19 protein-coding genes and 1 tRNA gene are annotated in these 25,287 nt (G+C 69.1%); 10 read left to right on the top strand and 10 right to left on the bottom strand.

From position 1 onward, the window contains the following. The first annotated feature begins 50 nt into the window (after positions 1 to 50). The 5 genes from DJ017_RS12220 (at position 51) to DJ017_RS12200 (ending at position 6,353) form a co-directional block, all read left to right on the top strand. A complete protein-coding gene (locus DJ017_RS12220) occupies positions 51 to 953 on the top strand; it encodes a flagellar motor protein MotB (RefSeq protein ID WP_111528977.1) in 903 nt (300 codons plus the stop codon). Between the two features lie 100 nt (positions 954 to 1,053). After that, entirely contained in the window at positions 1,054 to 1,815 is a 762-nt protein-coding gene (locus tag DJ017_RS12215; protein WP_111528976.1) for an arginyltransferase, read from the top strand. Between the two features lie 100 nt (positions 1,816 to 1,915). After that, entirely contained in the window at positions 1,916 to 2,560 is a 645-nt protein-coding gene (locus DJ017_RS12210; RefSeq protein WP_111528975.1) for a P-loop NTPase family protein, read from the top strand. Positions 2,561 to 2,665: 105 nt separating this feature from the next. Further along, positions 2,666 to 4,876 (top strand): RNA degradosome polyphosphate kinase, encoded by a 2,211-nt coding sequence (locus DJ017_RS12205; protein ID WP_111528974.1) that lies wholly within the window; start codon positions 2,666 to 2,668, stop codon positions 4,874 to 4,876. Continuing rightward, the gene (locus DJ017_RS12200) at positions 4,857 to 6,353 is read left to right on the top strand and encodes a Ppx/GppA phosphatase family protein (protein ID WP_111528973.1); all 1,497 of its coding nucleotides are present in this window, start codon (positions 4,857 to 4,859) and stop codon (positions 6,351 to 6,353) included. The genes DJ017_RS12205 and DJ017_RS12200 overlap by 20 nt, the downstream gene beginning before the upstream one ends. 68 nt (positions 6,354 to 6,421) lie before the next feature. On the opposite strand, the gene DJ017_RS12195 is transcribed toward DJ017_RS12200, so the two are convergent. The 3 genes from DJ017_RS12195 to rnd all read right to left on the bottom strand — a co-directional run bounded on the left by DJ017_RS12195 (position 6,422) and on the right by rnd (position 11,702). Continuing rightward, positions 6,422 to 8,728 carry a TonB-dependent receptor gene (locus DJ017_RS12195; protein ID WP_111528972.1) on the bottom strand — a complete coding sequence of 769 codons (2,307 nt, stop codon included), beginning with the start codon at positions 8,726 to 8,728 and terminating at the stop codon, positions 6,422 to 6,424. Between the two features lie 137 nt (positions 8,729 to 8,865). After that, a complete protein-coding gene (locus DJ017_RS12190) occupies positions 8,866 to 9,996 on the bottom strand; it encodes an acyltransferase family protein (protein ID WP_111528971.1) in 1,131 nt (376 codons plus the stop codon). Positions 9,997 to 10,523: 527 nt separating this feature from the next. After that, on the bottom strand, positions 10,524 to 11,702 hold the full coding sequence (gene rnd / locus DJ017_RS12185; protein WP_111528970.1) for a ribonuclease D: 1,179 nt from the start codon (positions 11,700 to 11,702) through the stop codon (positions 10,524 to 10,526). 90 nt (positions 11,703 to 11,792) lie between these two features. Here rnd and purM point away from each other — a divergent pair, with 90 nt between their 5' ends. Further along, a complete protein-coding gene (purM, locus tag DJ017_RS12180) occupies positions 11,793 to 12,818 on the top strand; it encodes a phosphoribosylformylglycinamidine cyclo-ligase (protein WP_111530079.1) in 1,026 nt (341 codons plus the stop codon). 64 nt (positions 12,819 to 12,882) lie between these two features. On the opposite strand, the gene DJ017_RS12175 is transcribed toward purM, so the two are convergent. From DJ017_RS12175 to DJ017_RS12165, 3 genes are read right to left on the bottom strand one after another with little or no spacing between them, the layout of a single operon-like run. Further along, complete coding sequence (locus DJ017_RS12175) at positions 12,883 to 13,938, bottom strand: 2-oxoacid:ferredoxin oxidoreductase subunit beta (RefSeq protein ID WP_111528969.1); 1,056 nt, start codon at positions 13,936 to 13,938, stop codon at positions 12,883 to 12,885. Further along, positions 13,935 to 15,767 carry a 2-oxoacid:acceptor oxidoreductase subunit alpha gene (locus tag DJ017_RS12170; RefSeq protein WP_111528968.1) on the bottom strand — a complete coding sequence of 611 codons (1,833 nt, stop codon included), beginning with the start codon at positions 15,765 to 15,767 and terminating at the stop codon, positions 13,935 to 13,937. Before DJ017_RS12170 ends, DJ017_RS12175 begins: the two co-directional genes overlap by 4 nt. Continuing rightward, positions 15,752 to 17,500 (bottom strand): FAD-dependent oxidoreductase, encoded by a 1,749-nt coding sequence (locus DJ017_RS12165; protein WP_227000124.1) that lies wholly within the window; start codon positions 17,498 to 17,500, stop codon positions 15,752 to 15,754. The genes DJ017_RS12170 and DJ017_RS12165 overlap by 16 nt, the downstream gene beginning before the upstream one ends. A gap of 369 nt (positions 17,501 to 17,869) precedes the next feature. Between DJ017_RS12165 and DJ017_RS12160 the strand changes: the two genes are divergently transcribed. Continuing rightward, positions 17,870 to 18,049 (top strand): hypothetical protein, encoded by a 180-nt coding sequence (locus tag DJ017_RS12160; RefSeq protein WP_111528966.1) that lies wholly within the window; start codon positions 17,870 to 17,872, stop codon positions 18,047 to 18,049. Between the two features lie 74 nt (positions 18,050 to 18,123). Then, a complete protein-coding gene (locus DJ017_RS12155) occupies positions 18,124 to 19,590 on the top strand; it encodes a M20 family metallopeptidase (protein ID WP_111528965.1) in 1,467 nt (488 codons plus the stop codon). Here the strand turns inward: DJ017_RS12155 and DJ017_RS12150 are convergent. Both DJ017_RS12150 and tig read right to left on the bottom strand, forming a co-directional pair. Next, positions 19,559 to 21,037 (bottom strand): family 16 glycosylhydrolase, encoded by a 1,479-nt coding sequence (locus DJ017_RS12150; protein WP_165830609.1) that lies wholly within the window; start codon positions 21,035 to 21,037, stop codon positions 19,559 to 19,561. The two genes, DJ017_RS12155 and DJ017_RS12150, sit on opposite strands and share 32 nt — an antisense overlap. Before the next feature lie 430 nt (positions 21,038 to 21,467). Then, on the bottom strand, positions 21,468 to 22,826 hold the full coding sequence (gene tig, locus DJ017_RS12145) for a trigger factor (RefSeq protein ID WP_264371494.1): 1,359 nt from the start codon (positions 22,824 to 22,826) through the stop codon (positions 21,468 to 21,470). A 230-nt stretch (positions 22,827 to 23,056) separates the two neighbouring features. Here tig and DJ017_RS12140 point away from each other — a divergent pair. Both DJ017_RS12140 and DJ017_RS12135 read left to right on the top strand, forming a co-directional pair. Further along, positions 23,057 to 23,141: transfer RNA gene (locus DJ017_RS12140), tRNA-Leu, on the top strand. A 42-nt stretch (positions 23,142 to 23,183) separates the two neighbouring features. Next, positions 23,184 to 24,425: a glycosyltransferase gene (locus tag DJ017_RS12135; RefSeq protein WP_111528962.1), complete on the top strand. Its 1,242-nt coding sequence runs from the start codon at positions 23,184 to 23,186 to the stop codon at positions 24,423 to 24,425. Here DJ017_RS12135 and DJ017_RS12130 read toward each other — a convergent pair. Further along, on the bottom strand, positions 24,422 to 24,769 hold the full coding sequence (locus tag DJ017_RS12130) for a peptidase inhibitor I78 (protein WP_165830608.1): 348 nt from the start codon (positions 24,767 to 24,769) through the stop codon (positions 24,422 to 24,424). The two genes, DJ017_RS12135 and DJ017_RS12130, sit on opposite strands and share 4 nt — an antisense overlap. Continuing rightward, on the bottom strand, positions 24,766 to 25,224 hold the full coding sequence (locus DJ017_RS12125) for a DNA polymerase III subunit chi (RefSeq protein ID WP_111528961.1): 459 nt from the start codon (positions 25,222 to 25,224) through the stop codon (positions 24,766 to 24,768). The genes DJ017_RS12130 and DJ017_RS12125 overlap by 4 nt, the downstream gene beginning before the upstream one ends. Positions 25,225 to 25,287 lie beyond the last annotated feature (63 nt).

Raw genomic sequence — 25,287 nt, 5'->3', positions numbered from 1 at the left:
GCGGCGCGCACCTTCTCCCGGACTCAAGTCGAGCTTTCCGGGGCGAACCGATGTCGGTGGGCGATCAGCCGATCCTGATCAAGAAGGTCAAGAAGGTTTCGGGCGGCGGCCACCACGGCGGCGCCTGGAAGGTGGCCTATGCCGACTTCGTGACGGCCATGATGGCCTTCTTCCTGCTGATGTGGCTGATCAACACCACCTCGCCGGAGCAGAAGCGCGGCATCGCCGACTATTTCGCCCCCGCATCCGTCTCCCAGACCACCTCCGGCTCGGGCGGCATCCTCGGCGGCACGGCCCTGGGCGCCGACGGCGACAAGGCGGCGGGCTCCTCCTCGGTGATCCAGGAGCTGGCGCCGGACTCGAAGAACCCGAACGACGGCAAGAACAAGGACGCCTCCAAGGCCAACGCCGAGCAGGCCTCGACCGAGGCGCTGCGCAAGGAGCTGGAGAAGCGCGAGGAGGCCGCCTTCGCCTCGGCCGCCCAGTCGCTGCGCCAGGCGCTGCAGGACATGCCCGAGCTGGCCGAGCTGTCGAAGAACATCCTGATCGACCAGACCCCCGAGGGCCTGCGCATCCAGCTGGTCGACCAGGAAGGCCGCTCGATGTTCGACCAGGGCTCCACCCGGCCCAACGCCCGCGCGACCCTGCTGCTGCGGGCGGTCTCCAAGGTGATCAACCAGCTGCCGAACCGGGTCAGCATCTACGGGCACACCTCGGCCAACGTCGGCGGCGGTAAGTCGGAGAACGACTGGACCCTGTCGGCTGGCCGCGCCGACGCCTCGCGCCGGGTGCTGCAGAGCGCCGGGGTCGATCCGGACCGGATCTACCAGGTTTCCGGCAAGGCTTCTTCCGAGCCCCTCTACCCCGACGACCCGGCCCTGCCCGGCAACCGTCGTATCGCTATCGTGTTGTTGCGTGAGGCGCCGGTTCTGCCTCCGGATTCAGGGCTCTGAATTGGGCCTCTGAGCCGCAGGCGGGGCCACTTGCGCAAGCGCCCGGCATGACGCCTAATCAGGTTTCAGCCGTGCAATAGGCGAAGGCGATCGCAAGTCCGTGACGCAGCACTTTCCGACACGACAGCTCCGGTTCTTCCTGACCGCGCCCTCGCCCTGCCCCTACCTGCCCGATCGGTTCGAGCGGAAGGTGTTCGCCCACCTGCCGCTGGCGGACGGCGCCATCGTCAACGACAGCCTCACCCAGGTGGGTTTCCGCCGCTCGCAGAACATCGCCTATCGGCCGGCCTGCGAGAGCTGCCAGGCCTGCGTCTCGGCGCGGATCCCGGCCGACGACTACGTCTTCTCCCGCTCCGAGCGGAAGACCCTGGCCCGCAACGAGGACCTGGAACGCCGGCTGGTGGAGCCCGAGGCGACCATGGAGCAGTTCGACCTGCTCCGCCGCTACCTCACCGCCCGCCACGCCGACGGCGGCATGGCCGAGATGACCTGGCCGGACTACGTGGCCATGGTCGAGGACACGGCCGTCCGCACGCACCTCGTCGAATACCGGCTCAAGTCCACGGACGGGCGGCCCGGCCAACTGATGGCCTGCGCCCTTGTGGATGTGATGAACGACGGCCTGTCGCTGGTCTACAGCTTCTACGAGCCGGGGATCGGCCGCCGCAGCCTCGGCTCCTTCGTCATCCTCGACCACATCATCCAGGCAGGCCTCGCGGGCGTGCCCTACGTCTATCTGGGCTACTGGGTCCGCGGGTCGGAGAAGATGGACTACAAGGTCCGCTTCACGCCCATCGAGCTCCTTCGGCCCGAGGGCTGGACGCTGATGTCGCCACGCGACCTGCGCGATCCCCAGCCCTGACCGCGATGTGAATGCCGGGGATGGCGGGCCGGGGGCGCTGGCCCCCGCGCCGCCCGCCCTGCTAGAACGCCCGCGTGATCCGTAACCGACCGAAGGCCGCATGGCGCGACAGCTGCGACTGACGCTGGGCCGGCCGCCCTCCTACGCCCGGGCCGAGTTCGTCCAGGGCGCGTCCAACGCCCTGGCCGTCGCGGCGCTGGACGCCTGGCCGCGCTGGCCGGGCGGCGCCCTGGCGCTGGTGGGGCCGGAGGGCTCGGGCAAGACGCACCTGGCGCGGGCCTGGGCCGAGGCCGTGGGGGCGGCGATCCTCGACCGCGCCAATCCCGACGTGGCCGCCGCCGAAGGACGCCCCGCCCTGATGGAGGACGTGGACCGCGGCGCGCCCGCCGAGGCGCTGTTCCACCTGATCAACCTCGCCGCGCGCGAAGGCGGCGGCCTGTTGCTGACCGCCCGCACGCCGCCGAGCGCCTGGCCCGCCGCCCTGCCCGACCTGCGCTCTCGGCTCAACGCCCTCTACACCGCCGAGATCGAGGAGCCGGACGATCCGGTGCTGGAGGGCCTGCTGCGCAAGTTCTTTCGCGAGCGGAACATACGTCCGGCTCCGGAGGTCTATGCCTATCTGCTGCGCCGCATCGAGCGGTCGGCGGTGAGCGCCCGCGAGGTCGTCCAGCGCCTCGACGAGGCCCCCGACGAGCTCAAGCCGGTGTCGCGGGTGCTCGCCCGCCAGCTCCTGGAGGGCGATTAACCAAAAACTGGCCTTTTCCTGGGAGCATTCACATCCCAGTTAAGGTGGGCCCGTTAAGGTGAGCCGGTAAGCTCAAGGGCTTGCCGCCAAGGCCGGAGATCGTTGATGCCCCTCGTCGCGACCGTCGCCTCGCATACTGCGATCGAGGCCGATCCCGCGGCGCACGGCTGGGACGAGGAGCTGGCCGCCTCCCCGGGGCGGTTCTTCAACCGCGAAGTCTCCTGGCTGGCGTTCAACCGCCGCGTCCTGGCCGAGAGCCAGAACCCGCGACACCCGCTGCTCGAGCAGCTGAACTTCCTGGCGATCAGCGCGGCCAACCTCGACGAGTTCTACATGGTCCGCGTGGCCGGCCTGAAGGCCCAGGTTCGCGAAGGCGTCCAGGTGCTGAGCCAGGAGGGTCTGACGCCCGCCGAGCAGCTCGACCGGATCAACGCCGAGGCCGCCGACCTGATGGCCGACCAGCAGCTGCGCTGGGGCGAGCTGTCGCGCGAACTGGCCGCCGCCGGCCTGTGCTTCGTGCCGCCGAGCGAGGTCACCGAGGGCGAGAAGGAAGCCCTGGAGGAGACCTTCCTCACCCAGCTCTTCCCGGTGCTGACGCCGCTGGCCATCGACCCGGCGCACCCTTTCCCGTTCATCCCCAACCTTGCCTTCTCGCTGGTGCTGAAGCTGCGCCGGACGAGCGACAGCCGGCTGCTCTACGCCCTCGTGCCGATCCCGGCCCAGGTGGCCCGCTTCTGGGAGCTGACCGGGCGCGGCAACGGCCGGCGCCGGCCCGAGCGGCGGTTCGTGTCGCTCGAGGGCTTCGTCACCCTCTTCGTCGACCACCTGTTCCCGGGCTGCGAGGTGCAGGGCCAGGGCGTGTTCCGGCTGATCCGCGACTCCGACGTGGAGATCGAGGAAGAGGCCGAGGACCTGGTGCGCGAGTTCGAGGCCCTGCTGAAGCAGCGGCGCATGGGCTCGGTGGTGCGCGTCGAGATCGAGGCGGCCATGCCGGAGGAGCTGCGCTCCTTCATCTGCGAGAGCCTGCACGCCGAGCCGCAGGACGTGCTGCAGATCGACGGCCTGCTGGGGCTGGACGAGCTGCGCCAGCTCATCCCGCCGGACCGGCCGGAGCTGAAGTTCAAGCCGTTCGAGCCGCGCTTCCCCGAGCGCATCCGCGACCACGGCGGCGACTGCTTCGCCGCCATCCGGGAAAAGGACATCCTGGTCCATCACCCGTTCGAGAGCTTCGACGTGGTGGTGCAGTTCATCCGCCAGGCGGCGCGCGATCCGAACGTCATCGCCATCAAGCAGACGCTCTACCGGACCTCGAAGGACAGCCCGATCGTCGCCGCCCTCATCGAGGCGGCGGAGAACGGCAAGAACGTCACCGCGGTCATCGAGATCAAGGCGCGCTTCGACGAGGAGGCGAACCTGAAGTGGGCGCGCGACCTGGAGCGGGCCGGGGTGCACGTCGTCTACGGCTTCATCGAGTACAAGACCCACGCCAAGCTTTCGACGGTGGTGCGCCGCGAGGCCGACGCCCTGCGCACCTACTGCCACTTCGGCACCGGCAACTACCACCCGGTGACGGCGCGGGTTTACACGGACCTGTCGCTGTTCACGACCGACGCCGCGCTCGGCCGCGACGCCATCCGCCTGTTCAACTACGTCACCGGCTACGCCCAGCCCGAGGGCCTGGAGAAGCTCTCCTTCTCGCCGGTGACCATGAAGCGCGACCTCCTGAAGATGATCGGCCAGGAGGCGGAGAACGCCCGCGCCGGCAAGCCGGCTGCCATCTGGGCCAAGATGAACGCCCTCGTGGACCCGGAGATCATCGACGCCCTCTACGCCGCCAGCCGCGACGGGGTGGCCATCGACCTGGTGGTCCGGGGCATCTGCTGCCTGCGCCCGGGCGTGCCCGGCCTGTCGGAGAACATCCGGGTCAAGTCGATCGTCGGCCGCTTCCTGGAGCACGGCCGGATCGTCGCCTTCGCCAATGGCGAGCCCATGCCCTCGCCCAAGGCGCGGGTCTTCATCTCCTCGGCCGACTGGATGCCGCGCAACCTCGACCGCCGGATCGAGTGCCTGACGCCCATCGAGAACCCGACGGTGCACCAGCAGGTTCTGCAACAGATCCTGGTGGCGAACATGAAGGACGAGGCCCAGAGCTGGACCTTGGATGGCGAAGGCCGCTATACGCGAGACCCGTCCTGGGACCACCCAAGCGCGTTCTCCGCGCACGAGTATTTCATGACCAATCCGAGCCTCTCCGGTCGAGGGCAAAAGGTGAAGGACATGCCGCGCGCGATCGATCATGTGGCTGCGCGCGGATAACCGAGCCGAGCCCCGCCAGGCCGCGGTCATCGACGTCGGCTCCAACTCCGTCCGACTGGTGATCTACCGGCTGGACGGGCGGGCGATCTGGACCGTCTACAACGAAAAGGCCCTGGCGGGCCTCGGCCGCGACCTGCCCGCGACGGGACGCCTGTCGCCTGAAGGCGTCGACACCGCCCTCGTCATCCTGCGCCGCTTCCGCGCCCTCCTGGACGGCTGGCGGGCCGAGGACGTGATGATCGTCGCCACCGCCGCGGTGCGCGACGCCGCCGACGGGCCGATGTTCCTGCGCCGCGTGCGCGAGGAGACCGGCCTCACCGTGCGCCTGCTCTCCGGCGAGGAAGAGGCCCGCTATGCGGCGCTCGGTGTGGTCGCGGGCCAGCCGGACGCCGCCGGCGTGGTCGGCGACCTCGGCGGCTCGAGCTTGGAGCTCATCCGCCTGAACGGCGCCGCCCCCGGGGACGGCGTCACCCTGCCGCTCGGCCCGTTCGCCCTGGGCGCGCCACGGCCCCTGGTCATCGACCGCACGCGCCGGGTCATCGAGAGCGCCCTCGCCCCCCACGTCCAGCGCTTCGCGGCGCGCGAGTTCCACGCCGTCGGCGGCGCCTGGCGCAACCTCGCCCTGCTGCACATGGAGCTGGCCGGCTATCCCCTGCGCGTCGCCCACCAGTACGAGATGGGCCGGGCCGACGCGGTCGACCTCGCACGGTTCGTGGAGCGCCAGTCCAAGGCCTCGCTGCAGCGCATCGAGGGCCTCTCCAAGCGGCGCTTCGAGACCCTGCCCTACGCCGCCCTGGTGCTCGAGGAAGTGATCGGGGCGCTGAAGTGCGAGCGCATCGTCATCTCCGCCTTCGGCCTGCGCGAGGGCCTGCTGCTGGAATCCATGGACAGCGAGACCCGCCGGCGCGACCCGCTGATCGAGGGTTGCGAGGTGCTGACCGCGGTGCGCGGCCTCTCTACCGACCTCGGCGGGGCCCTGGAGGCCTGGATCGCGCCGACCTTCGAGGGCCTCCCCCCGGTGTTCGGCGATCGCGAACCGGTGCTGGTGGCGGCCGCCTGCCGGCTGGCCGACCTGGGCGCCCGGCTGCACCCGGACCACCGCGCCGACATCGCCTTCGAGCAGGTGCTGCGCGCGCCGATCGCCGGCATGGGCCACCCCGAACGGGCCTTCCTGGCGAGCTGCGTCTTCTCGCGCCACTCCGCCGCCAGCGCGACGCCGGAGGAAGCCACCATCGCCCGCATCCTGACGCCGGAACGGCGTCAACGGGCCCGGGCGCTGGGCGCCGCGATCCGCCTCGGCTGCGACCTCTCCGGCCGCAATCCGCGCCTGCTGGAGCGCTCCAGCCTGTCAATCAGGGGCGACCGCCTGCTGCTCACCGCCGCCCGCGGCTGGGAAGACATGCTGCTGGGCGAACAGACCGCCAAGCGGGCCAACACCGTGGCCCAGGCCCTGCGCCTCAAGCTCGAGATGGCCTGAAGCCGCCAAGCGAAGGCGGCCCGGGATCGCTCCCGGGCCACCCGCCTTTCCTCAGAAGCCCTCGGTCGTCAGAACGACTTGCGGACCGTCACGAAGGCCTGGCGCGGCGCGCCGGCCAGCAGCGTCTGGCTGTCACCCGAATAGCCGAAGCCGTTCGAGCCGATGGTCGAGACGTAGGCCTTGTCGAACAGGTTGGTGACGTTGACCTGGACCTCGAGGCCCTTGGCCCAGCCCGGCTCGTCGAAGGTGTAGCCGGCCGAGAGGTCAGCGATCGTCGTCGAGGGGACCTTCTGGTCGTTGGTGTAGGTGTAGAAGCGCTCGCTGGTGTAGTGGGCCGCGAGCTTGGCGAACCAGCCGCCGTGCGAATAGCTGAGCTCCGCCTGAACGAGGTGCTTGGGCGTATCGACCGTCTGCTTGCCGCTGATGTGCTGGGTCACCGCCCCGGTGGTCGGGTCCTTGATGTCGTCGTCATAGGTCGACTGGTTGTAGGCGTAGGAGCCGAACAGCGACCAGTCGTCGGCCAGGTTCCAGGTGGCGGCCGTCTCGAACCCCTTGGCCGTGACGCTGCCGGCGTTCGCCAGGATGGTGGGATTGCCGACGATGCCGGCCCCGGCCGAGGTGCCGATCAGGCGATTGTCGAACTTCACATAGTAGGCCGCGGCGACGCCCTGGAACCCGTCGCCCTTGAAGCGCCAGCCGGCTTCGAAGGTCTTGGAGGTCTCCGGCTTCAGCTTGCCCTTGATGGCGTCGAAGCCCGCCTGGGTGGTGGCGAAGGGAGAGAGGCCCGTGTGCGCCGCCCCGAAGGCCCGCATGTTCTCGGCGTAGCCGGCGAACACCTCGTTGCTGTCGTTGAAGCGGTAGGTGGCGCCCGCCTGCGGCAGGAAGCCGTCGCGCGAGGTGATCTCGCCATTGATCACCGGCGCCCCGACCTGGGTCTCGGAGCTGATCGCCACCTTCACCGCCTTGAAGCCGGCGTTGATCTTGAAGGCGTCGTTCACGGTCCAGGTGTCCTGGACGTAGCCCTGTGTGGTCTTGGTGTTGAAGGCGTAGGCCCACTGGGTCGCGAAGGCGTTGCGCATGAACTCCAGGCTGCTGCGCTGCGGCGCGGCGAGGTTGAGGGCGTAGAAGCGCCGCGCCTGGTTGAAGTCGTTGCGCTCGACCCAGCCGCCGAAGCCGATGGCGTGGTCGCCGAGGGTGTAGGTGGCGTCGACCACCGCGCCGGTGCGGTGGATGGTGTACTCGGTGGTGCGCACCGAGATCGGCGCGTTGTCGGTCGTGGCCCCGGCGACGCCGTAGTTCGGCGACGGCACATAGGGGGTGAACCAGGTGCCCTCGCCCTTGTTGCGGTGGCCGTAGACGGTGACCTTGGTCTGCAGGTGCTCGCCCACCGGCGCGTTCAGCGTCAGGCCCCAGAGCGCGTCGTTCCGCAGGCCCGAGGCGTCATAGTAGGCGTCGTCGACGCACTTGATCGGCGAGGGATAGGCGTTGGTCGTGCAGTCGCCGTTCGGATTGGCGAGGTAGGTGTTGGCCACCGCCACGGCCTTGGACCACTGGCCGGTGAGGTTGTCCCAGTCGTAGCCGAGCCGCTGGATCATCCCGAGGGAAAGGTCCTGGTAGTCGTTCTCGCGACGGTGCGACCAGTCGTAGAAGCCGGTGAGCGTGGCCGCGCCGAGCGGCTGGACGAACTTGAAGTCGACCTGGCGCTGCTTCTGCTCGCCCTGCCCCTTCCACTTGTCGGTCTTCTGGTCGGCGAGGCTCAGGTAGGCCCGCGTGCCGGTCGGCAGCTCGCCGGTGTCGAAGCGCGCGAACAGGCGGTGCATGGCGTCCGAGCCGGCGGTGGCGCTCAGCAGGCCGCCCATCTCGTGCGAGGGATCGCGGGAGACGAACTTCAGGGCGCCGCCGAGGTTCGAGGTGGAGGCGATGTCGAGGGCGCCCGTGCCCTGGGCCAGTTCGACCGTGCCGATGTCCTCGGAGGCGATCGCGCGGCTGATGTGCAGGCCGTTGAAGGCGCCGTAGGACATGTCGCCCAGCGGCACGCCGTCGAGGGTGAAGCCGAGCTGGTTCTGGTTGAAGCCGCGGATCGAGATGCGGGTCGACCACTCGTAGGCGCCGAAGGCGTCGGCGGCCTGGTAGTTCACCCCGGGCAGCTTCTCGACGATCTTGATCGGGCTGACGCCCGGCACGGCGTGCTGGATCTCCTCGGTCTTGATCGTCTGGGTCTGGCGGGTCTCGCCCTGGCCATAGACGACCAGCTCTTCCACCGACGAGGCGGCGGCGGCGTCCGCCGTGGCGGCGGCTTCGGCGGCGAAGGCGGATTGGGCGGTCAGGCAGACGAGCGCGGCGAGTGCGGCGCTTCCGAGCAGTGCGGCTTTCATGGATCTATCCCCGGTCGGTCGCGGCGGTCTCCAGCGCCGCCGACGCTCCGTACCGGGTGGGTAGCGTCTGGCCGTGACGCTACGGCCAAGCTTGATTGTCGGCTCGGCGACGCCTCGGTGTCGGATCGATGACGAGCCTAGGCGGCGAGCCTCGGGGCCTCGGCCGGCGCGGCTCGCCCAGCCGGTGCGAGGATCCGGTCGCGCAGTTTCAGGAACGGACGCTCGACGAGCAGATAGAGCGCCGATCCAACGCCGAGGGCGGCGCCTGCGTAGGCCGCCACGGCGAGCGGCGGATGGGCTGCGAGCCAGGGTCCGGCGAGCATCTGCGCCAGGTGATAGGTCTGCTTGTGGGTGAGGTAGAGGCTGTAGGCCATGCCGGCGATCAGCCCCGCGCCCGGGACGGCGCGGGCGCCGATCAGCGAGCCGCTGCTCGCGCCTGCGGCGACCAGCAGCCCCATCGAGATTGAGAGGATCGGAAAGCCGAAGACGCTGGCGACGAAGGACCGCTGGTCGCCGCAAATCCATATCGAAACGGCGACGCCGGCGAGGCCGAGCGCCAGCAGCAGGTTGGCGCGGCGCGCGATCGCCTGCCAGAGCCCGGGCCGGAAGGCGCGGACCTCGGCGAAGGCCAGGCCCGCCAGGAGGCCGTCCAGCCGGGTCCAGGTGGGATAGTAGATCTTCTCCATCCAGCCGAAGGTGAAGGCCTGGCCGTGCTGGGGCGCGAGGTCGTGCAGCCAGATGTGGGCCCGCAGCGCCATGCCGCCGAGCAGCAGGGCGACGATCGCGGCCGGCCGCAGCACCCCGCCCCTGCGCCCCGCCAGGAGCCAGGCCGCCAGCGGAACCACGAGGTAGAACTGCTCCTCCACGCACAGCGACCAGACGTGGCTGAAGGTCTTGGCGCGGGCGAAGTCGACGAACAGGTTCTCGGTGAAGGTCAGGAACTGCCAGAGCGGGGCGATGCCGTCGCGCTCGCGCACCACCGGGAACGCGAAGTAGACGGCGACGACCACCAGGTAGGCCGGCGCGGTGCGGAACAGGCGGCGAAGATAGAACAGGCCCGGGCGGACCGCCTCGCCCGCGGCGATCAGGCGGAAGAGCTGCCCGCCGATCAGGAAGCCGCTGAGGGCGAAGAACAGGTCCACGCCCATCCAGCCAAAGCTGGCCACCGGGTCATCGATCGGACGCAGCCCGAACAGTTGGGTGTGGGAATACATGACTGCGAGGATCGCGACGGCGCGCAGCAGGTCGAGGCCAGGTGCGCGGCTCATGCGAGGCGTCCGAATCCGGGTGACGAGAGCTGGAAGCTTGCCGATTCTCGCGCGGCTGTCTCGCCGGACGCGAACTGACTGGCCGCCGCCATCGAGAGTGGAGCGCGCATAGCAAGAGGGCGACGATCCGGTCGCCCGAACCGCCGCCCTCTGAACCAGATCCGTTGGGGGATCTGAGCCTTCAAGGTCCGGAGGCGCTCGCCGCGCCGGGGTCGCCCCCTTCCGCGTCTTGCCACCCCCGGCGCCTCAGGTCCGCCGGCCGCCGGGTCGCCCCAGAAGCCGCCATCCCTGAGAGCCTCCTGCCCGCTTCGCGCTCCGGTTTCCCGGTCCGCCGCGCCGCAGTTCCTCTCGGCAAGGGGAGCTTCACCCTAACCCCGTTCGGCGACAAGCGGCCCGCAACCCCGGCTTGTGGAGAACGCGCGGGGCGAGCGGTGGAGCGTCTGTGGAGAACCACGGGACTGCGTCAGGAAACCGAAACGATTCCGTCGCTTCGGCTTATCCTCAGGATCGCGGTTAATGGGCCGATTTCAGCCCGCCGAGGCCGCTTTCGGGGCCCGGCGCACCTCGACCACCCGCACGCGGGCGCCGTCCAGCACCAGGGCGAGTTCGCCGCGCTTGAGCTTGAGGGCGTCCTCGCCGAAGGCCTCGCGCCGCCAGCCCTTGAGGGCGGCGGTGTCGGCCGCGTCGTCGTTGGCGATCTGCTCGAGGTCGGCGACGGTGGCGATCAGCTTGGAGGCGACGCCCGCCTCCTCGGCCCGCGCCTTGAGAAGCACCTTGAGCAGCTCCACCACCGCGCCGGCGGCCGGCGAGGACTGGGTGCGGGTCTTCTCGATGACGGGCGCGTAGCCCTCGGGATCCTTCAGGGCCTCGCGGACCGCGGCGATCAGGTCCGGTCCGAAGCGCGAGCCGGAGAAGCCCTTGGGCACGGAGCGCAGCCGGTCGAGCGCGTCGGCGTCGGTCGGCGCCTGGGTGGCGACCTCGTCGATCGCCTCGTCCTTGAGAATGCGGCCGCGCGGCTGATCGCGCATCTGGGCGGTGCGCTCGCGCCAGGCGGCGACGGCGCGGTACACGGCCAGGTACTTGGCAGTGTGCCGGCGCGGCTTGAGCCGGCGCCAGGCGTTCTCCGGGTCGACGTCGTAGTTGGCCGGGTCGGAAAGGTTGGCCATCTCGTCGCCCACCCAGCCCAGCCGGCCCTCGGCCTCCAGCCGGCGGCGCAGCATCGGATAGAGCTTGGCCAGGTGGGTCACGTCGGCCAGGGCGTAGGAGAGCTGGGCGTCGGAGAGCGGCCGGCGCGCCCAGTCGGTGAAGCGGCTGGACTTGTCGATCTCGATCTTCAGCGTCTGGCGCACCAGGGCGTCGTAGGCGATCTGCTCGCCGAAGCCCGCCGCCATGGCCGCCACCTGGGTGTCGAACAGGGGCCGCGGCATGGCCTTCAGGTTGTTGAAGATCTCGACGTCCTGCCGGGCGGCGTGGAACACCTTCAGGATCGAGGTATCGCGCAGGATCTCGAGGAAGGGCTCGAGATCGAGGCCCTCCGCCAGCGGGTCGATCGTCGCCTCGGCCGAGGCGGCCGCGGCCTGGATCAGGCACAGCTTCGGCCAGTACGTCGTCTCGCGCATGAACTCGGTGTCCACGGCGACGAAAGGCTGGCCTTTGAGTTTGTCGCAGAACGCCGCCAGTTCGGCGGTGGTTGTGATCGGCGTCATCGATTAGCTATAGCCCCGCGCGCGCCCGAGTCTGCAAGCCCGCGATGCGCGCTATACGACCATTTCCTCGACTTGGAAGACCTGACCTTCATGAGCGACCGGCCCAATGGACTGACCTATGCGCAAGCTGGCGTTGATATCGACGCCGGAAACGCCCTGGTCGAACGCATCAAGCCGCTCGCGCGCTCCACGGCGCGGGCCGGATCGACGCCTTCGCTGGGCGGTTTCGGGGCGCTCTTCGACCTGAAGGCGGCCGGCTACGACGATCCGCTGCTGGTCACCACGACCGACGGCGTCGGCACCAAGCTGAAGCTCGCGATCGAGACCGGGCGCCACGACACGGTCGGGATCGACCTCGTCGGCATGTGCGTCAACGACCTGCTGGCGCAGGGCGCCGAGCCCCTGCTGTTCCTCGACTATTACGCCACTGGCAAGCTGGAGGTGGAGGCCGCCGCCGCGGTGATCGCTGGCATCGCCGAGGGCTGCCGCCAGGCCGGCTGCGCCCTGGTGGGCGGCGAAACCGCCGAGATGCCGGGCATGTACTCGGGCGGCGACTACGACATGGCCGGCTTCTGCGTGGGCGCGGTCGACCGCGACAAGGTGCTGCCGCGCTTCGACGACCAGAAGCCGGGCGACGTGCTGATCGGCCTCGCCTCTTCCGGTCCTCACTCCAACGGCTATTCACTGATCCGCCGCATCGTCGAGCGCTCGGGCCTGGCCTGGGAGGCCGCCGCGCCCTTCGCCGCCGGCCAGAGCCTCGCCGAGGCCCTGCTCACCCCGACCCGCATCTACATCAAGACCGTGCTGCCGCAGCTCAAGGCCGGCCGGGTGAAGGGCCTCGCCCACATCACCGGCGGCGGCCTGATCGAGAACCCGCCGCGGGCCATCGCTGAGGACCTTGTCCCGCGGTTCGACTGGAACGCCTGGTCCCTGCCGCCGGTGTTCGACTGGCTGCAGCAGGCCGGCGGCGTCGCCACCGAGGAGATGCGCCGCACCTTCAACTGCGGCCTCGGCCTGACCCTGATCGTCGCCCCCGACGACGTGCCGGCGGTGCTCGACGGCCTGATGGCGGCGGGCGAAGACGCCTTCGTGGTCGGCGAGCTGGCGACGGCCTAGGTTCTTTATTTGTTCTAGGCGCTCTTCTACCCCTACTTCCTCTCCCGCTTCGCGGGAAAGCAAATCAGCGCAGGGCGGCGTTGATCTTGGCGAGGGCGGCGGAGCCGGGGACGAGGTCGGCGGTGGTGAGCTCGTTGAGCGGCCGGTCCACCGTGTCGAGCGCGGCGTGCAGGTCCTCGGCGTCCGGGTCGATGTAGAGCAGGCCCGTGACCACCTCGCCCTGCGCCTGCTTGGCCTGGAGGAAGCCCAGGGCCGCGGCGCGGTTCGAGGCGTCGTAGAGCTCGTCGAGCTTGTGCAGCGACAGCACCGAGCCGTCGTGCTGGGCGACCTGGACGGTCTGGCCCGGCTGGTAGTCTACGTTGATCGGCGCGCGGGGCGTCATCACGTCGAGCCGGTTCACCGCCTCGTTGTGCTCGCGGACATAGTCGTAGCTCTTGGTCGAGCCCTGGTGGTTGTTGAACTGCACGCAGGGGCTGATGCAGTCGATGAAGGCTGCGCCCCGGTGCATCAGGCCGGCCTTGATCAGCGGCACGAGCTGGGCCTTGTCGCCCGAGAACGAGCGCCCGACGTAGGTCGCGCCCAGCTGGAGGGCCATGGATACGAGGTCGATGCCGGCGTCGTGGTTGACCACGCCCTTCTTGGACTTCGAGCCCTTGTCCGAGGTGGCCGAGAACTGGCCCTTGGTCAGGCCGTAAACGCCGTTGTTCTCGACGATGTAGAGCATGTTCACGCCGCGCCGCATGGCGTGGGCGAACTGGCCGAGGCCGATCGAGGCGCTGTCCCCGTCGCCCGAGACGCCAAGGTAGATCAGGTCCTTGTTGGCCATGTTGGCGCCGGTCAGCACCGAGGGCATGCGGCCGTGGACGGTGTTGAAGCCGTGGCTGTTGCCGAGGAAGTAGTCCGGCGTCTTGGACGAGCAGCCGATGCCCGACAGCTTGGCGATCCGGTGCGGCGGCAGCTCCAGCTCGTAGACCGCCTGGATGATGGCCGCCGAGATGGAGTCGTGGCCGCAGCCGGCGCACAGGGTCGAGACCGAGCCCTCGTAGTCCCGGCGGGTGTAGCCGAGGCTGTTCTTGGCCAGGGCCGGGTGATGCAGCTGGGGCTTGGTGATGTAGGTCATTCCGCCGCCTCGATGACCGGGCCGACCGCCAGGAGGGTCGCGATCTCGCCCGCGATGAAGCGGGCCGTGATGGGCGTGCCGTCGTAGTGCAGCACGGAAACGAGCTTGGCCGGATCGACCCCACCCTCGGTGACGATCATGGTCTTGAGCTGGGCGTCGCGGTTCTGCTCGACGACGAACACCCGCTCATGGGCGGCGATGAAGTCATAGACCTCGTCGCAGAAAGGGAAGCCGCGGACGCGCATGGCGTCGAGGTAGCGTCCCTGCCCTTCCAACACTTCCAGGGCCTCGTGCATCGCCTCGGTGGAGGAACCGAAATAGATCACCCCGTCCGGCGTCTTGCGCTTGGCCTTGCGCACCAGCGGCGCGGGGATCAGCGACTTGGCCGTGTCGAACTTGCGGAGCAGGCGCTCCATGTTGTCGACGTAGACGCTGCCCTCCTCGGAGTAGCGGGCGTAGGGGTTGCGGGAGGTGCCGCGGGTGAAATAGGCGCCGCGGGTCGGATGAGAGCCGGGATAGGTGCGGTACGGGATGCCGTCGCCGTCGACTTCCTTGTAGCGGCCGAAGTCCTTGCCGGCCTCGAGGTCGGCGTAGGTCATCACCTTGCCGCGGTCGAGCTGGCGCGAGTCGTCCCACTGGAAGGGCTTGGTCAGCCACTCGTTCATGCCGATGTCGAGGTCGAGCATCACGAAGACGGTGGTCTGCAGCCGGTCGGCGAGGTCGAAGGCCAGCGCCCCCATCTCGAAGCACTCGCCCGGATCGGCAGGCAGCAGCAGCGGGTGCTTGGTGTCACCGTGGCTGGCGTAGGCGGCCGCCAAGAGGTCGGCCTGCTGGGTGCGCGTCGGCATGCCCGTCGACGGGCCGCCCCGCTGGACGTCGAAGATCACCGCCGGGATCTCGGCGAAGTACGAGAGGCCGATGAACTCGGTCATCAGGGAGATGCCCGGCCCGGAGGTGGCGGTGAAGGCCCGCGCGCCGTTCCAGCCCGCCCCCACGACCATGCCGATCGAGGCGATCTCGTCCTCGGCCTGGACGATGGCGTAGCGCGCCTGGCCGGTGTCGGGATCGGTCCTGAGATCCTTGCAGTAGCTCATGAACGCCTCGGCCACCGAGGTGGACGGCGTGATCGGATACCAGGCGCAGACCGTCGCCCCGCCGTAGACCGCGCCGAGGGCGGCGGCGGCGTTGCCCTCCACATAGATGCGGTCGCCGACCTTGTCGGCGCGCCGCACCTGCAGCTTCAGGGGCTTGAGGTTCTGGGTGACGTAGTCGTGGCCCATCTGCAGGGCCTCGAAGTTGGCGTCGATCAGCTTCTGCCGGCCGGCGAAGTCCTCCGCCAGCAGTTCCTGGATGGCCTCGACCTCGATGCCGAGCAGCGCGGCGAGCGCGCCCACATAGACGATGTTCTTGAAGAGCTGGCGCTCGCGCGCGAGCTGGTAGCGGGCGTTGCACATGGCCGTCAGCGGCACGCCGACCACGGTGATGTCGTCGCGGAACGCCTGCGGCGGCATGGGCTTGGTGGAATCGTAGAAGAGGTAGCCGCCCGCCTCGACCTCGGCCACGTCGCGGGCCCAGGTCTGCGGGTTCATGGCGACCATGAGGTCGACGCCGCCCCGCCGGCCGAGGTGCCCGGCTTCGGTGATGCGCACCTCGTACCAGGTCGGCAGGCCCTGGATGTTCGACGGGAAGATGTTCCGCGCCGCCACCGGCACGCCCATGCGGATGATCGAGCGGGCGAACAGGCCGTTGGCGCTGGCCGACCCCGAGCCGTTCACATTGGCGAACTTGACGACGAAGTCGTTCACCCGGGGCTTCACTTGGTCCGGCATCCGGCCTCCCCCGCATGCGTCATCTTCAGGAAGAACTTCTGCATGTCCCAGGCGCCTGTCGGGCAGCGCTCGGCGCAGAGCCCGCAGTGCAGGCAGACGTCCTCGTCCTTCACCATCACCCGTCCCGTGGGCAGCGCCCCGGAGACGTAGAGATCTTGTTCCAGGTTCAGGGCGGGCGCCTTCAGCCGGGGCCTGAGGTCAGCCTCCTCGCCGTCGGCGGTGAAGGTGATGCAGTCCATCGGACAGATGTCTACGCAGGCGTCGCATTCGATGCACAGGCTGTCGGCGAACACCGTCTCGACGTCGCAGTTGAGGCAGCGCTGGGCCTCCTTGAGGCCGAGGGCCTGGTCGAAGCCCAGCTCCACTTCCAGCCGCACGTCCTTGAGCGCCTCGGCCTTCTCGCGAAGCGGCACCCGGAAGCGGTGGTCGTTGGAGACGTCGTTGTCGTAGCTCCACTCGTGGATGCCCATCTTCTGGCTGATCAGCGAGAAGTCGGGCGCCGGGCGCTGGCTGACGTCCTCGCCCTGGCAGAACTTGTCGATCGAGACCGCCGCCTCATGGCCGTGGGCCACGGCCCAGATGATGTTCTTGGGGCCGAAGGCGGCGTCGCCACCGAAGAAGACCCTGGGGTTGGTCGACTGGAAGGTCACCTCGTCGACCTTGGGCATGTCCCATTCGTTGAACTCGAGGCCGATGTCGCGCTCGATCCAGGGGAAGGCGTTCTCCTGGCCGACGGCCACCAGCACGTCGTCGCACTCGTAGTGCTCGTCCGGCTCGCCGGACGGGACCAGCCGGCGGCGGCCCTTTTCGTCGTACTCGGCCTTGACCACCTCGAAGAGGACGCCGGTCAGCTTGCCGTCCATGTGGGTGAAGGCCTTGGGCACCCGGTAGTTGATGATCGGGATGTCCTCGTGAATCGCGTCCTCCTTCTCCCAGGGGGACGCCTTCATCTCCTCGAAGCCGGAGCGGACGATCACCTTGACGTCCTCGCCGCCGAGACGGCGGGAGGTGCGGCAGCAGTCCATGGCGGTGTTGCCGCCGCCGAGCACGATCACCCGCTTGCCGATCTTGTCGATGTGGCCGAACGAGACGTTGGCCAGCCAGTCGATGCCGATATGGATGTTGGCCGCGCCTTCCACGCGGCCGGGGATCTCGAGGTCGCGGCCGCGCGGCGCGCCCGAGCCGACGAACACCGCGTCGTAGCCCTGGTCGAGCAGGCCCTTGAGGCTGTCGACGCGCTCGCCGAAGCGCAGCTCCATGCCGCCGAGCGCGGTGATGTAGCCGACCTCCTCGTCGATCACCTCCTCCGGCAGGCGGAAGCGCGGGATCTGGCTGCGGATCATGCCGCCGGCCTTCATCTCCGCATCGATCAGGGTGAGCTCGTAGCCGAGCGGGGCGAGGTCGCGGGCGACGGTCAGCGAGGCCGGGCCGCAGCCGACCAAGGCCACGCGCTTGCCGTTCGACTGGGCGGCCGGGGCCGGCAGGCGGGCGTGGATGTCGGACTTGTTGTCCGCCGCGACGCGCTTCAGCCGGCAGATCGCCACCGGCTCCTCCTCCACCCGGCCACGCCGGCAGGCCGGCTCGCACGGACGGTCGCAGGTCCGCCCCAGGATCCCCGGGAAGACATTGGACTTCCAGTTGATCATGTAGGCGTCGGTGTAGCGGCCGTCGGCGATCAGCCGGATGTATTCCGGCACCGGCGTATGCGCCGGACAGGCCCACTGGCAGTCCACGACCTTATGGAAGTAATCCGGCCCCCAGCTACTCGTCCGCTGCACTACGCAAATTCCTTCCCGAAACGCTCTACTCTCGCGGAAGGCGGGGGCGCAGAAGGGCCTTTGCCGGGCGCGACGCGGCGTCGATATGGGAAGAAGGCTACGCCCCTCCCGATAGGGAAGCCAAGCCTTTCCTGAACCTTGTTCGGTCATTTTCAGGTTGTTTTGGCGACCGCTGCAATTGCGGCGTGCGAAGGAAGCCCTGCCTCAAGCGAACGTGAGCGCTGGAATGGTCTTGCCGCAAAGCTGCACCCTGGCGGGGTCCAGAGGTAAATGATACCTTAATGACCAGGGAGCTCCCGGGGCTGGGAGCTTGGGAGAACCGCCATGACGCCGGACAGCGACATCGTTCCGACGCCGCAATCGCAAATCCTCTCGCGGGCCTCCGAAGGCCTGAGCGCACCGCTCGACGAGGACATCGGCGCCGCGACGCTCTTCCAGGAGATCAACGAGCGCCGCGCCCGGATCGAGAACGCCGAGCTGCTCCGCCACCTGCGCGGGCTTTGAGGCCCGAACTCCCCTTTCCCTGACTCCTCCACCGCGCTAAGGCGCCGCGGCGTAAAGCCAGCGGAGCGTGTCGCGTGGACGTGAATGCCTTGAACGCCTTTGTCGGGCGCCTGTGGGACGAGGAGATCGTGCCGCAGCTCGTGGAATATGTGGCGATCCCGGCGAAGTCGCCGCACTTCGACCCCGACTGGGAGCAGACCGGCCACATCGACCGGGCGGTCGAGCACATGGCCGGCTGGGCGAAGTCCAAGCTCGCCGCCCTGCCCGGCGCGACGCTCGAGGTGGTGCGCCTGCCGGGCCGCACCCCGGTGATCCTCGTCGAGGTCCCGGGCGACATCGACGACACGGTCCTGCTCTACGGCCACCTCGACAAGCAGCCGGAGATGACCGGCTGGGCCGAAGGGCTCGGTCCCTGGACGCCGGTGATCAGGGACGACAAACTCTACGGGCGGGGCGGCGCGGACGACGGCTATGCCATCTATGCCTCGCTGACCGCCCTGCTGGCCCTGAAGGAACAGGGGATCGCCCGCGCCCGCTGCGTGATCCTCATCGAGGCCTGCGAGGAGAGCGGCAGCTACGACCTGCCCCATTACGTGGACCACCTCGCCGATCGCATCGGCTCGCCGTCGCTGGTGATCTGCCTCGACAGCGGCTGCGGCAACTACGACCAGCTCTGGCTGACCACCTCGCTTCGCGGTCTGGCCGGCGGCCAGCTCACCGTCGAGGTGCTGAGCGAGGGCGTCCATTCCGGCGACGCCTCGGGGATCGTCCCGGACAGCTTCCGCCTCGCCCGGGCGCTGGTCTCGCGGATCGAGGACGAGAAGACCGGCGAGGTGCTGCTGCCTGAGCTCACCGCCCAGATTCCGCCCGAGCGGATCGAGCAGGCCAAGGTCGCCGCCGCCGCCCTGGGGGAAGAGGTCTGGCGCAAGTTCCCGTTCAAGGGCGACACCCACCCGATCCTCGACGACGCCGTCCAGCTGGTGCTGAACCGCACCTGGCGCGCCCAGCTCGCGGTGGTCGGAGCCGACGGCCTGCCGACGCCGGCCGCCGCCGGCAACGTCCTGCGGCCGCGGACCGTCCTGAAGCTCTCCATGCGCCTGCCGCCCACCGTGGATGGCCAGAAGGCCGGCGAGGCCATGACGCGCGCCCTCACCGAGGATCCGCCGCAGGGCGCGGTGGTCAGCTTCCAGGCCGAGCAGGCCGGCGCCGGCTGGAACGCCCCGCCCCTCGCCCCGTGGCTGGAGGCGGCGCTTCAGAAGGCGTCAAAGGCGACCTTCGGGCGCGAGGCGGCGATGATGGGGGAAGGCGGTTCGATCCCGTTCATCGGCATGCTGGGCGCGAAGTTCCCCAAGGCCCAGTTCCTGATCACCGGCGTGCTCGGCCCGCACTCCAACGCGCACGGGCCGAACGAATTCCTGCACATCCCGACGGGCTGCAAGGTCACCGCCTGCGCGGCCATGATCCTCGCCGACCACGCCGCGCAGAAGGGCTGCCCCGGGATCGGGGTGGCTAGAAGATCCAGCCGTCGTGCAGGGAGGTGAGCTGGGTGTTCTGCAGGATCATCTGCGTGCCGCCGCCGAGGTCCACGAGCACGTCGGCCCCGGACTGGCTGACGGTGTAGGCCGCGCCGTCCACCGCGATGCGATCGCCCTCCGCCTGGTGGAAGTCGCTGACGTAGCTCACGCCGGCGCCGGCGAAAGTGTGGAAGGTGTCCGCGCCCGCGCCGCCGGTCAGGTTGTTGACGCCCCGGTCGCCCCACAGGTGGTCGTTGCCGTCCCCGCCGAACAGGCGGTCGTCGCCCGCGCCGCCGCGGACCGTGTCGTCGCCGGGGCCGCCGTCGACGGTGTCGTTGCCGAGATTGCCGTTGGCGATGTCGTTACCGGCGTCGCCGAAGACGAAGTCGTCGTCGCGGCCGCCCGAGACCCAGTCGTCGCCACCGCCGCCGTGAACGGTGTCGGCTCCGGCGTTGCCGTTGAGGGCATCGAAGTAGCCGCCGCCGGTGATCTGGTCGGAGCCGCCGCCGCCCATGAGGCGGTTGGAGCCGTTGGCGCCGCCGGTCAGGGTGTCAGCCCCGTCGCCGCCCTGCAGGCTGCCGCCCTCGAGCGGGGCGCTGGCCACGCCGTTGACCACCGACGCCGTCGCGGTGGAGCCGCTCGCCGGCGAGGTCGCCGCCGTCGGAGCCGTCGCCGCCGCCTGGCCGTCGGCGTAGGGGTTCGAGGTCCAGGCCTTGATGTAGTCGATATTCATCTGCGACACGGCCGGCGTCGAGGCGTCCGCCGACCCCGCCCAGCCGCCGCCGATCGCCAGGTTGGCGATCATGTACATGGGGCTGTGCATGTCGGCCGGGGTGTCGACCTGATAGACCTGCTTGTTGTCGTAGAAAAAGGTGATCTTGTCGGCTTCCCAGTCCACCGCATAGGTGTGGTAGCCGCTGGAGAAGTCGCCGAGATTGACCGCCATACCCTGCGAGGTGTGGGTCCCCGTCTGGGCCGTGTGCACCGAGGCGTAGGCGGTCGTGGTGTCCTTGCCGAGCGCTTCCATGACGTCGAGCTCCGGCGGCCAGGAGCCGTCGGTGCGCATCAGCCAGAAGGCCGGCCACAGCCCCTGCCCCGCGGGCAGCTGGGCCTTCATCTCGAAGTAGCCGTAGGTCTGGCTGAAGGAGTGGTCGGTCTCGATCAGCCCGGAGGTGTACTGGTAGGAGCCCATGGCCGGCAGGCCGGACTGGTTATAGCCCAGGTAGCCGGCGATCGACGGATCGACCTTCTGGGCCGTCAGCGTCAGCACGCCGTTGTTCACCGTCCACGGCTTCACCGACGCGGTCGGGCCGTAGTTGGCGTTGATGTACCACTCCTGCTCGCCGTTGCTCGGCAGCGAGGAGCCATTGCCCATCGGATCGACATAGTGGGTGGTGGTCGACCAGGTGCCGCCGGACCCGTTCCAAAGGCTCAGGTTGTTGAAATCGTCACTGAAGGTGAGCGTCGCCGTCATTCTTGTCCCTCGTGTGCCCTGCCCCGTTCCGCGACCCGTCCGTCGCGGCGAGGGCAAGCTAGTCATTCGAGGGGGTGCGACAGGACTGGCGAGATGTCGCAGTTCCTTCTACGGCAAAGCTTAAGTCTATCCTGGTGCTGCGAACGATCTACTTGCGTCGATATTCTGCCTTATTCAACGCCGGCGTCGAATTGGTCTAAGCCCCTCAAAGAATGCGATTCCTTCGGGGCGAGAGCGTTTGGAATATGACTGCAACCGCCAAGTGATGCGACAGGCCGCCACGCGGCGAGGCGCCGCAGCTGTGAAGCTATCCGGCGGCTTCAGGCCCGCATTTCGCCGGTGAAACGCACACAAACGAAAAGGCCCCGGGAGGTCCCGGGGCCTTCCGCGGCCGCGTGGCCGCCTTCGATGCTCTCGCCCTGAAGCGGGATCAGCCGCCGTAGCCGGCCGGCAGGTCCTCTTCCTTCATGAGCTCGTCCTTGGAGACCTTCTTGTCCTTCACCTTGGCCTTTTCGACGATCAGGTCGACGACCTTGTCCTCGAACAGCGGGGCGCGGATCTGGGCTTGGGCGTTGGGGTTGTTGCGCAGCAGGTCGAAGATCTGCTGGGCGGAGGCGCCGTAGCGCATGGCCTCCTGGCGCATGGCGTTCATCAGCTCCTGGTCGGTGACCTGGACGCTGTTGATGCGGCCGATCTCGGCGAGCACCAGACCCAGGCGCACGCGGCGCTCCGCGATCTTGCGGTACTCGGTCTCAAGCTGCTCGTCGGTCTTCTTGGCGTCGTCCTCGGGCAGCTGGCCGGCTTCCTTGTCCTGCTGGACCTGGCTCCAGATGGAGGCGAACTCGGCCTCGACCATCTTCGGGGGCAGGGGGAAGTCGTGCTTCTCGTCGAGCTGGTCCAGAAGGGCGCGCTTCAGCTTGAAGCGGCTGGCGCCGGCGTACTGCTGCTCGAGGTTGGTCTTGATCAGCTCGCGGAGCTTCTCGAGGTTCTCGACGCCCAGGCGCTCGGCGAAGGCGTCGTCGGGCTTGGACTCCACCGGAACCTTGACCTCCTTCACCTTGGTCTCGAACTCGGCCGCCTTACCCTTCAGGTTCTCGGCCTGATAGTCCTCGGGGAAGCTCACCTTCACGGTGACGTCGCTCTCCGGCTTGGCGCCGACCAGCTGGTCCTCGAAGCCCGGAATGAACTGGCCCGAGCCGAGCACCAGCTCGACGTCATTGGCCGTGCCGCCCTCGAAGGCCTCGCCGTCGATCCGGCCGATGAAGTCGATGACGACCATGTCGCCTTCCTTCGCCTTCACGGTCTTGCCGGTCTTGGTCTCGTAAGTGCGGTTCTGCTTGGCGAGCTCGTCGACGGCCTCGTCGACCTCCTTGTCGGTCGGCTCGTAGACAGGGCGCGTCAGGCTGAGCTTCTCGAGGTCGACCGGCTCGAACTCCGGCATGACGTCGACGGCGATCTCGTAGGCGAGATCAGCCTTGCCCTCGATGACCTCGGCGAGGTCGCCCTCGGGCTTCAAGTCCGGCTCGCTGGCGGGCCGCACGTTGTTGTCGTTGAGGACCTTCTGGGTGGTCTCGGAGAGGGTCTGCTCGAGCACCTCGCTCATCAGGCCCTTGCCGTACAGGCGCCGGACGTGCGCGGTCGGCACCTTGCCCGGACGGAAGCCCTTGATGCGCAGGGTCGGCGTGATCTCGGCGATCCGCGCCTCCAGCTTCTCGGCGAGATCCTTGGCGGGCACCGTCACGCCATAAACGCGGCTGAGCCCTTCGACCGACTTTTCAACGACTTGCATGGACATTCTTCAGATTGCGGGACGTCCGCGGGCAGTTGCCGCGCCGGCCCCATTGGCTGGAAATGGACAAGCGCCGCCTCACTGGAGCGGGCGGCGCGCGGGCGCCCTTATGTCACGGCGGCAGGCGCCATCCAAGTCCCTAGCATTGCCCGGCCGTGTTGCGGCCAAGTCCAGACGACGAGGCCTTAGAACTTGACGTCGCGGCCGGGCGCCGCGACAGCAACGACAGCGCGGATGTGGCGGAACTGGTAGACGCACTGGATTTAGGTTCCAGCGCCGCAAGGCGTGGAGGTTCGAGTCCTCTCATCCGCACCAGGGCGCCGTAAGCGCCGACGCCTCGGGAGTTAAGGGCGCCGCATGGCGACGGTCCTCTTTGTCCACAACAACTTCCCAGCCCAGTTCCGGGCGCTCGCCGAGACCCTGGTGGCGCGGGGCGTGCGCTGCGGCGCCATCGCCCAGCAGCACGCGTCGGGCGACGTGCCGGGCGTGCCCTCGCTGAAGTATGCGATCCAGCGCGGCACCACCTTCGGCATCCTTCCCCTGGCGGTCCGCGCCGAGGCGGACTTCCTGCGCGCCTCCTACACCCACGCCGCGGCCCAGCGCGCCCAGTCCCAGGGGTTCACGCCCGACCTGATCATCGGCCACACCGGCTGGGGCGAGACGGCCCTGCTCAAGGAAGTCTGGCCCCAGGCGCGGCAGATCCTCTACCCCGAGTTCTTCTACGCCTCCCGCGGCCTCGACGTGGGCTTCGACCTCGAGTTCAAGCCCTACACCGAGGAAGCCCGGCTGCTGGCGAGGTCCAAGAACGCGGTCTCGTCCATGGCGATGACCGACGCCGACGCCCTCGTCTGCCCGACGCCGTTCCAGGCCGCGACCCTGCCCAAGGTGTTCCAGCCTCTGGTCCGGCTGATCCACGAGGGCGTCGAGCTGGACGTCATCCGCCCCGGTCCGGCGGAGCCGTTCGTCCTCGACGACGGACGGGTGATCCAGCCGGGCACGCCGGTCATCACCCATGTGAACAATAACATGGAGCCCCTCCGGGGGCTGCACATCCTGGCGCGCGCCCTCCCCCGGCTGCTCGCCGAGGTTCCCCAGGCCCAGGCGATCCTGATCGGCAACATGGGCGACCATGGCTACTCGGGCTCGGCGCCGAACGGGAAGACCTGGAAGGAGGTCTGTTTCGAGGGCGTCGAGATCGATCCCGCGCGGGTTCATTTCCTGGGCCGGGTGCCGCACGCGCGCATGCTGGCGGCGCTCAGGCTCTCCACCGCCCACGTCTACTATTCCTATCCCTTCGTGCTTTCCTGGTCGCTGGCCGAGGCGATGGCGTCGGGCTGCTACGTGATCGGCTCGGACACCGCGCCGCTGCGCGATGCGATCGAGAACGGGATCAACGGGCGGCTGCTGCCGTTCTTCGACGTGGCCGCCCTCTCCGAAGCGATGATCGCGGCCTGCCGCGATCCGGCGGCCCAGGCCGGCCTACGCGCCGCAGCCCGCGCCACGGCCGAGAGGCTGTTCGACCGGCGGGCGGGCCTGGCGGCATGGATCGACCTGATCCGCGAACTCGGCGTCGCGGTCCCCGATCTGCCAGCGCCCTAGCCGCAGCGGACCTGTCTGATGATCCCCGTCGCGGCGTCGAAGAAGAAGTTCAGGCGGTCGGGCCGCTCGTCCTGGGTGATCGGACAGGTGGTGCAGGCGACCCGCTGACGCGACGGGTCGAGCGGCACGGGGATTTCGGTGCGCGGCCGGCCGACCAGTCCCTGCGCCTCGGCGGCGCCGCAGGCGTCCTTGGGCGCGGTCTCGGGCTCCGCTTCGGGCGGCGGCGCCTCTGCGCCTGCCCGGTCCGCAGGCGGCGCGCCGAACGGCGGCTCGGGGGTCGGCGGCGGACTGGCGCAGCCGTTGGCGATCAGGACGAGGGCGGCGACGGCCAGCAGACGCCTCACGCCTGCTTCTCCCAGCCGCGGGCCTGCTGCTTCCAGTAGGACACCGGGTGGCCCAGCCCCTTGATGCGGCTCCAGAGCGCCCGGGCGCCGGAGAGCTGGACTTCGTCGGCCCCGTCGAAGAGCACCACGCAACGGGCGAACCCGGCCAGATCCCCCGGCTCGGCGCCATCGACCAGGAACAGGGCGTCGGCGGCGTTGGGGTTCTCGAAATCGGTGGTCAGCAGGATCGGCTGGCGCGCGGCGTTGGGCTCGGCGGCCGGCGCGTGCGGCAGGAAGCTCTCGTCGCGATAGCTCCACAACCAGCCATCGAGGTGCTCCACCCGCGCCGGCTCGGCGGTGCGCACCAGCGCCTTCCAGCCCCGCGACAGAGTCTTCTCCAGGAGCTCGGGCAAGGCCTGGTCGAGCCCGGTGCGCTCCAGGTGGTAGAACCAGACCTCGCAGGCGGTGTCCGTCATCGCCCTCTTCTACCCCGGTTGCCCCCAGCTTGGGGAGTTATCACAAGCGCTGCCGGAGAATTG

Source organism: Phenylobacterium soli, from assembly GCF_003254475.1.
Taxonomy (GTDB): domain Bacteria; phylum Pseudomonadota; class Alphaproteobacteria; order Caulobacterales; family Caulobacteraceae; genus Phenylobacterium; species Phenylobacterium soli.
The sequence above is the reverse complement of the archived record's forward strand: the minus strand, read 5'-3'. Positions and strand labels throughout refer to the sequence as shown.

What these genes read in the sequence shown, in the direction of transcription:
- DJ017_RS12200 (WP_111528973.1), top strand. Translation starts at nt 4,857, where the DNA reads ATGTGGCTGCGCGCGGATAACCGAGCCGAGCCCCGCCAGGCCGCGGTC.
- DJ017_RS12125 (WP_111528961.1), bottom strand. Translation starts at nt 25,224, where the DNA reads ATGACGGACACCGCCTGCGAGGTCTGGTTCTACCACCTGGAGCGCACC.
- purM (WP_111530079.1), top strand. Translation starts at nt 11,793, where the DNA reads ATGAGCGACCGGCCCAATGGACTGACCTATGCGCAAGCTGGCGTTGAT.
- DJ017_RS12135 (WP_111528962.1), top strand. Translation starts at nt 23,184, where the DNA reads ATGGCGACGGTCCTCTTTGTCCACAACAACTTCCCAGCCCAGTTCCGG.
- DJ017_RS12210 (WP_111528975.1), top strand. Translation starts at nt 1,916, where the DNA reads ATGGCGCGACAGCTGCGACTGACGCTGGGCCGGCCGCCCTCCTACGCC.
- DJ017_RS12195 (WP_111528972.1), bottom strand. Translation starts at nt 8,728, where the DNA reads ATGAAAGCCGCACTGCTCGGAAGCGCCGCACTCGCCGCGCTCGTCTGC.
- tig (WP_264371494.1), bottom strand. Translation starts at nt 22,826, where the DNA reads ATGCAAGTCGTTGAAAAGTCGGTCGAAGGGCTCAGCCGCGTTTATGGC.
- DJ017_RS12160 (WP_111528966.1), top strand. Translation starts at nt 17,870, where the DNA reads ATGACGCCGGACAGCGACATCGTTCCGACGCCGCAATCGCAAATCCTC.
- DJ017_RS12150 (WP_165830609.1), bottom strand. Translation starts at nt 21,037, where the DNA reads ATGACGGCGACGCTCACCTTCAGTGACGATTTCAACAACCTGAGCCTT.
- DJ017_RS12175 (WP_111528969.1), bottom strand. Translation starts at nt 13,938, where the DNA reads ATGACCTACATCACCAAGCCCCAGCTGCATCACCCGGCCCTGGCCAAG.
- DJ017_RS12190 (WP_111528971.1), bottom strand. Translation starts at nt 9,996, where the DNA reads ATGAGCCGCGCACCTGGCCTCGACCTGCTGCGCGCCGTCGCGATCCTC.
- rnd (WP_111528970.1), bottom strand. Translation starts at nt 11,702, where the DNA reads ATGACGCCGATCACAACCACCGCCGAACTGGCGGCGTTCTGCGACAAA.
- DJ017_RS12205 (WP_111528974.1), top strand. Translation starts at nt 2,666, where the DNA reads ATGCCCCTCGTCGCGACCGTCGCCTCGCATACTGCGATCGAGGCCGAT.
- DJ017_RS12220 (WP_111528977.1), top strand. Translation starts at nt 51, where the DNA reads ATGTCGGTGGGCGATCAGCCGATCCTGATCAAGAAGGTCAAGAAGGTT.
- DJ017_RS12170 (WP_111528968.1), bottom strand. Translation starts at nt 15,767, where the DNA reads ATGCCGGACCAAGTGAAGCCCCGGGTGAACGACTTCGTCGTCAAGTTC.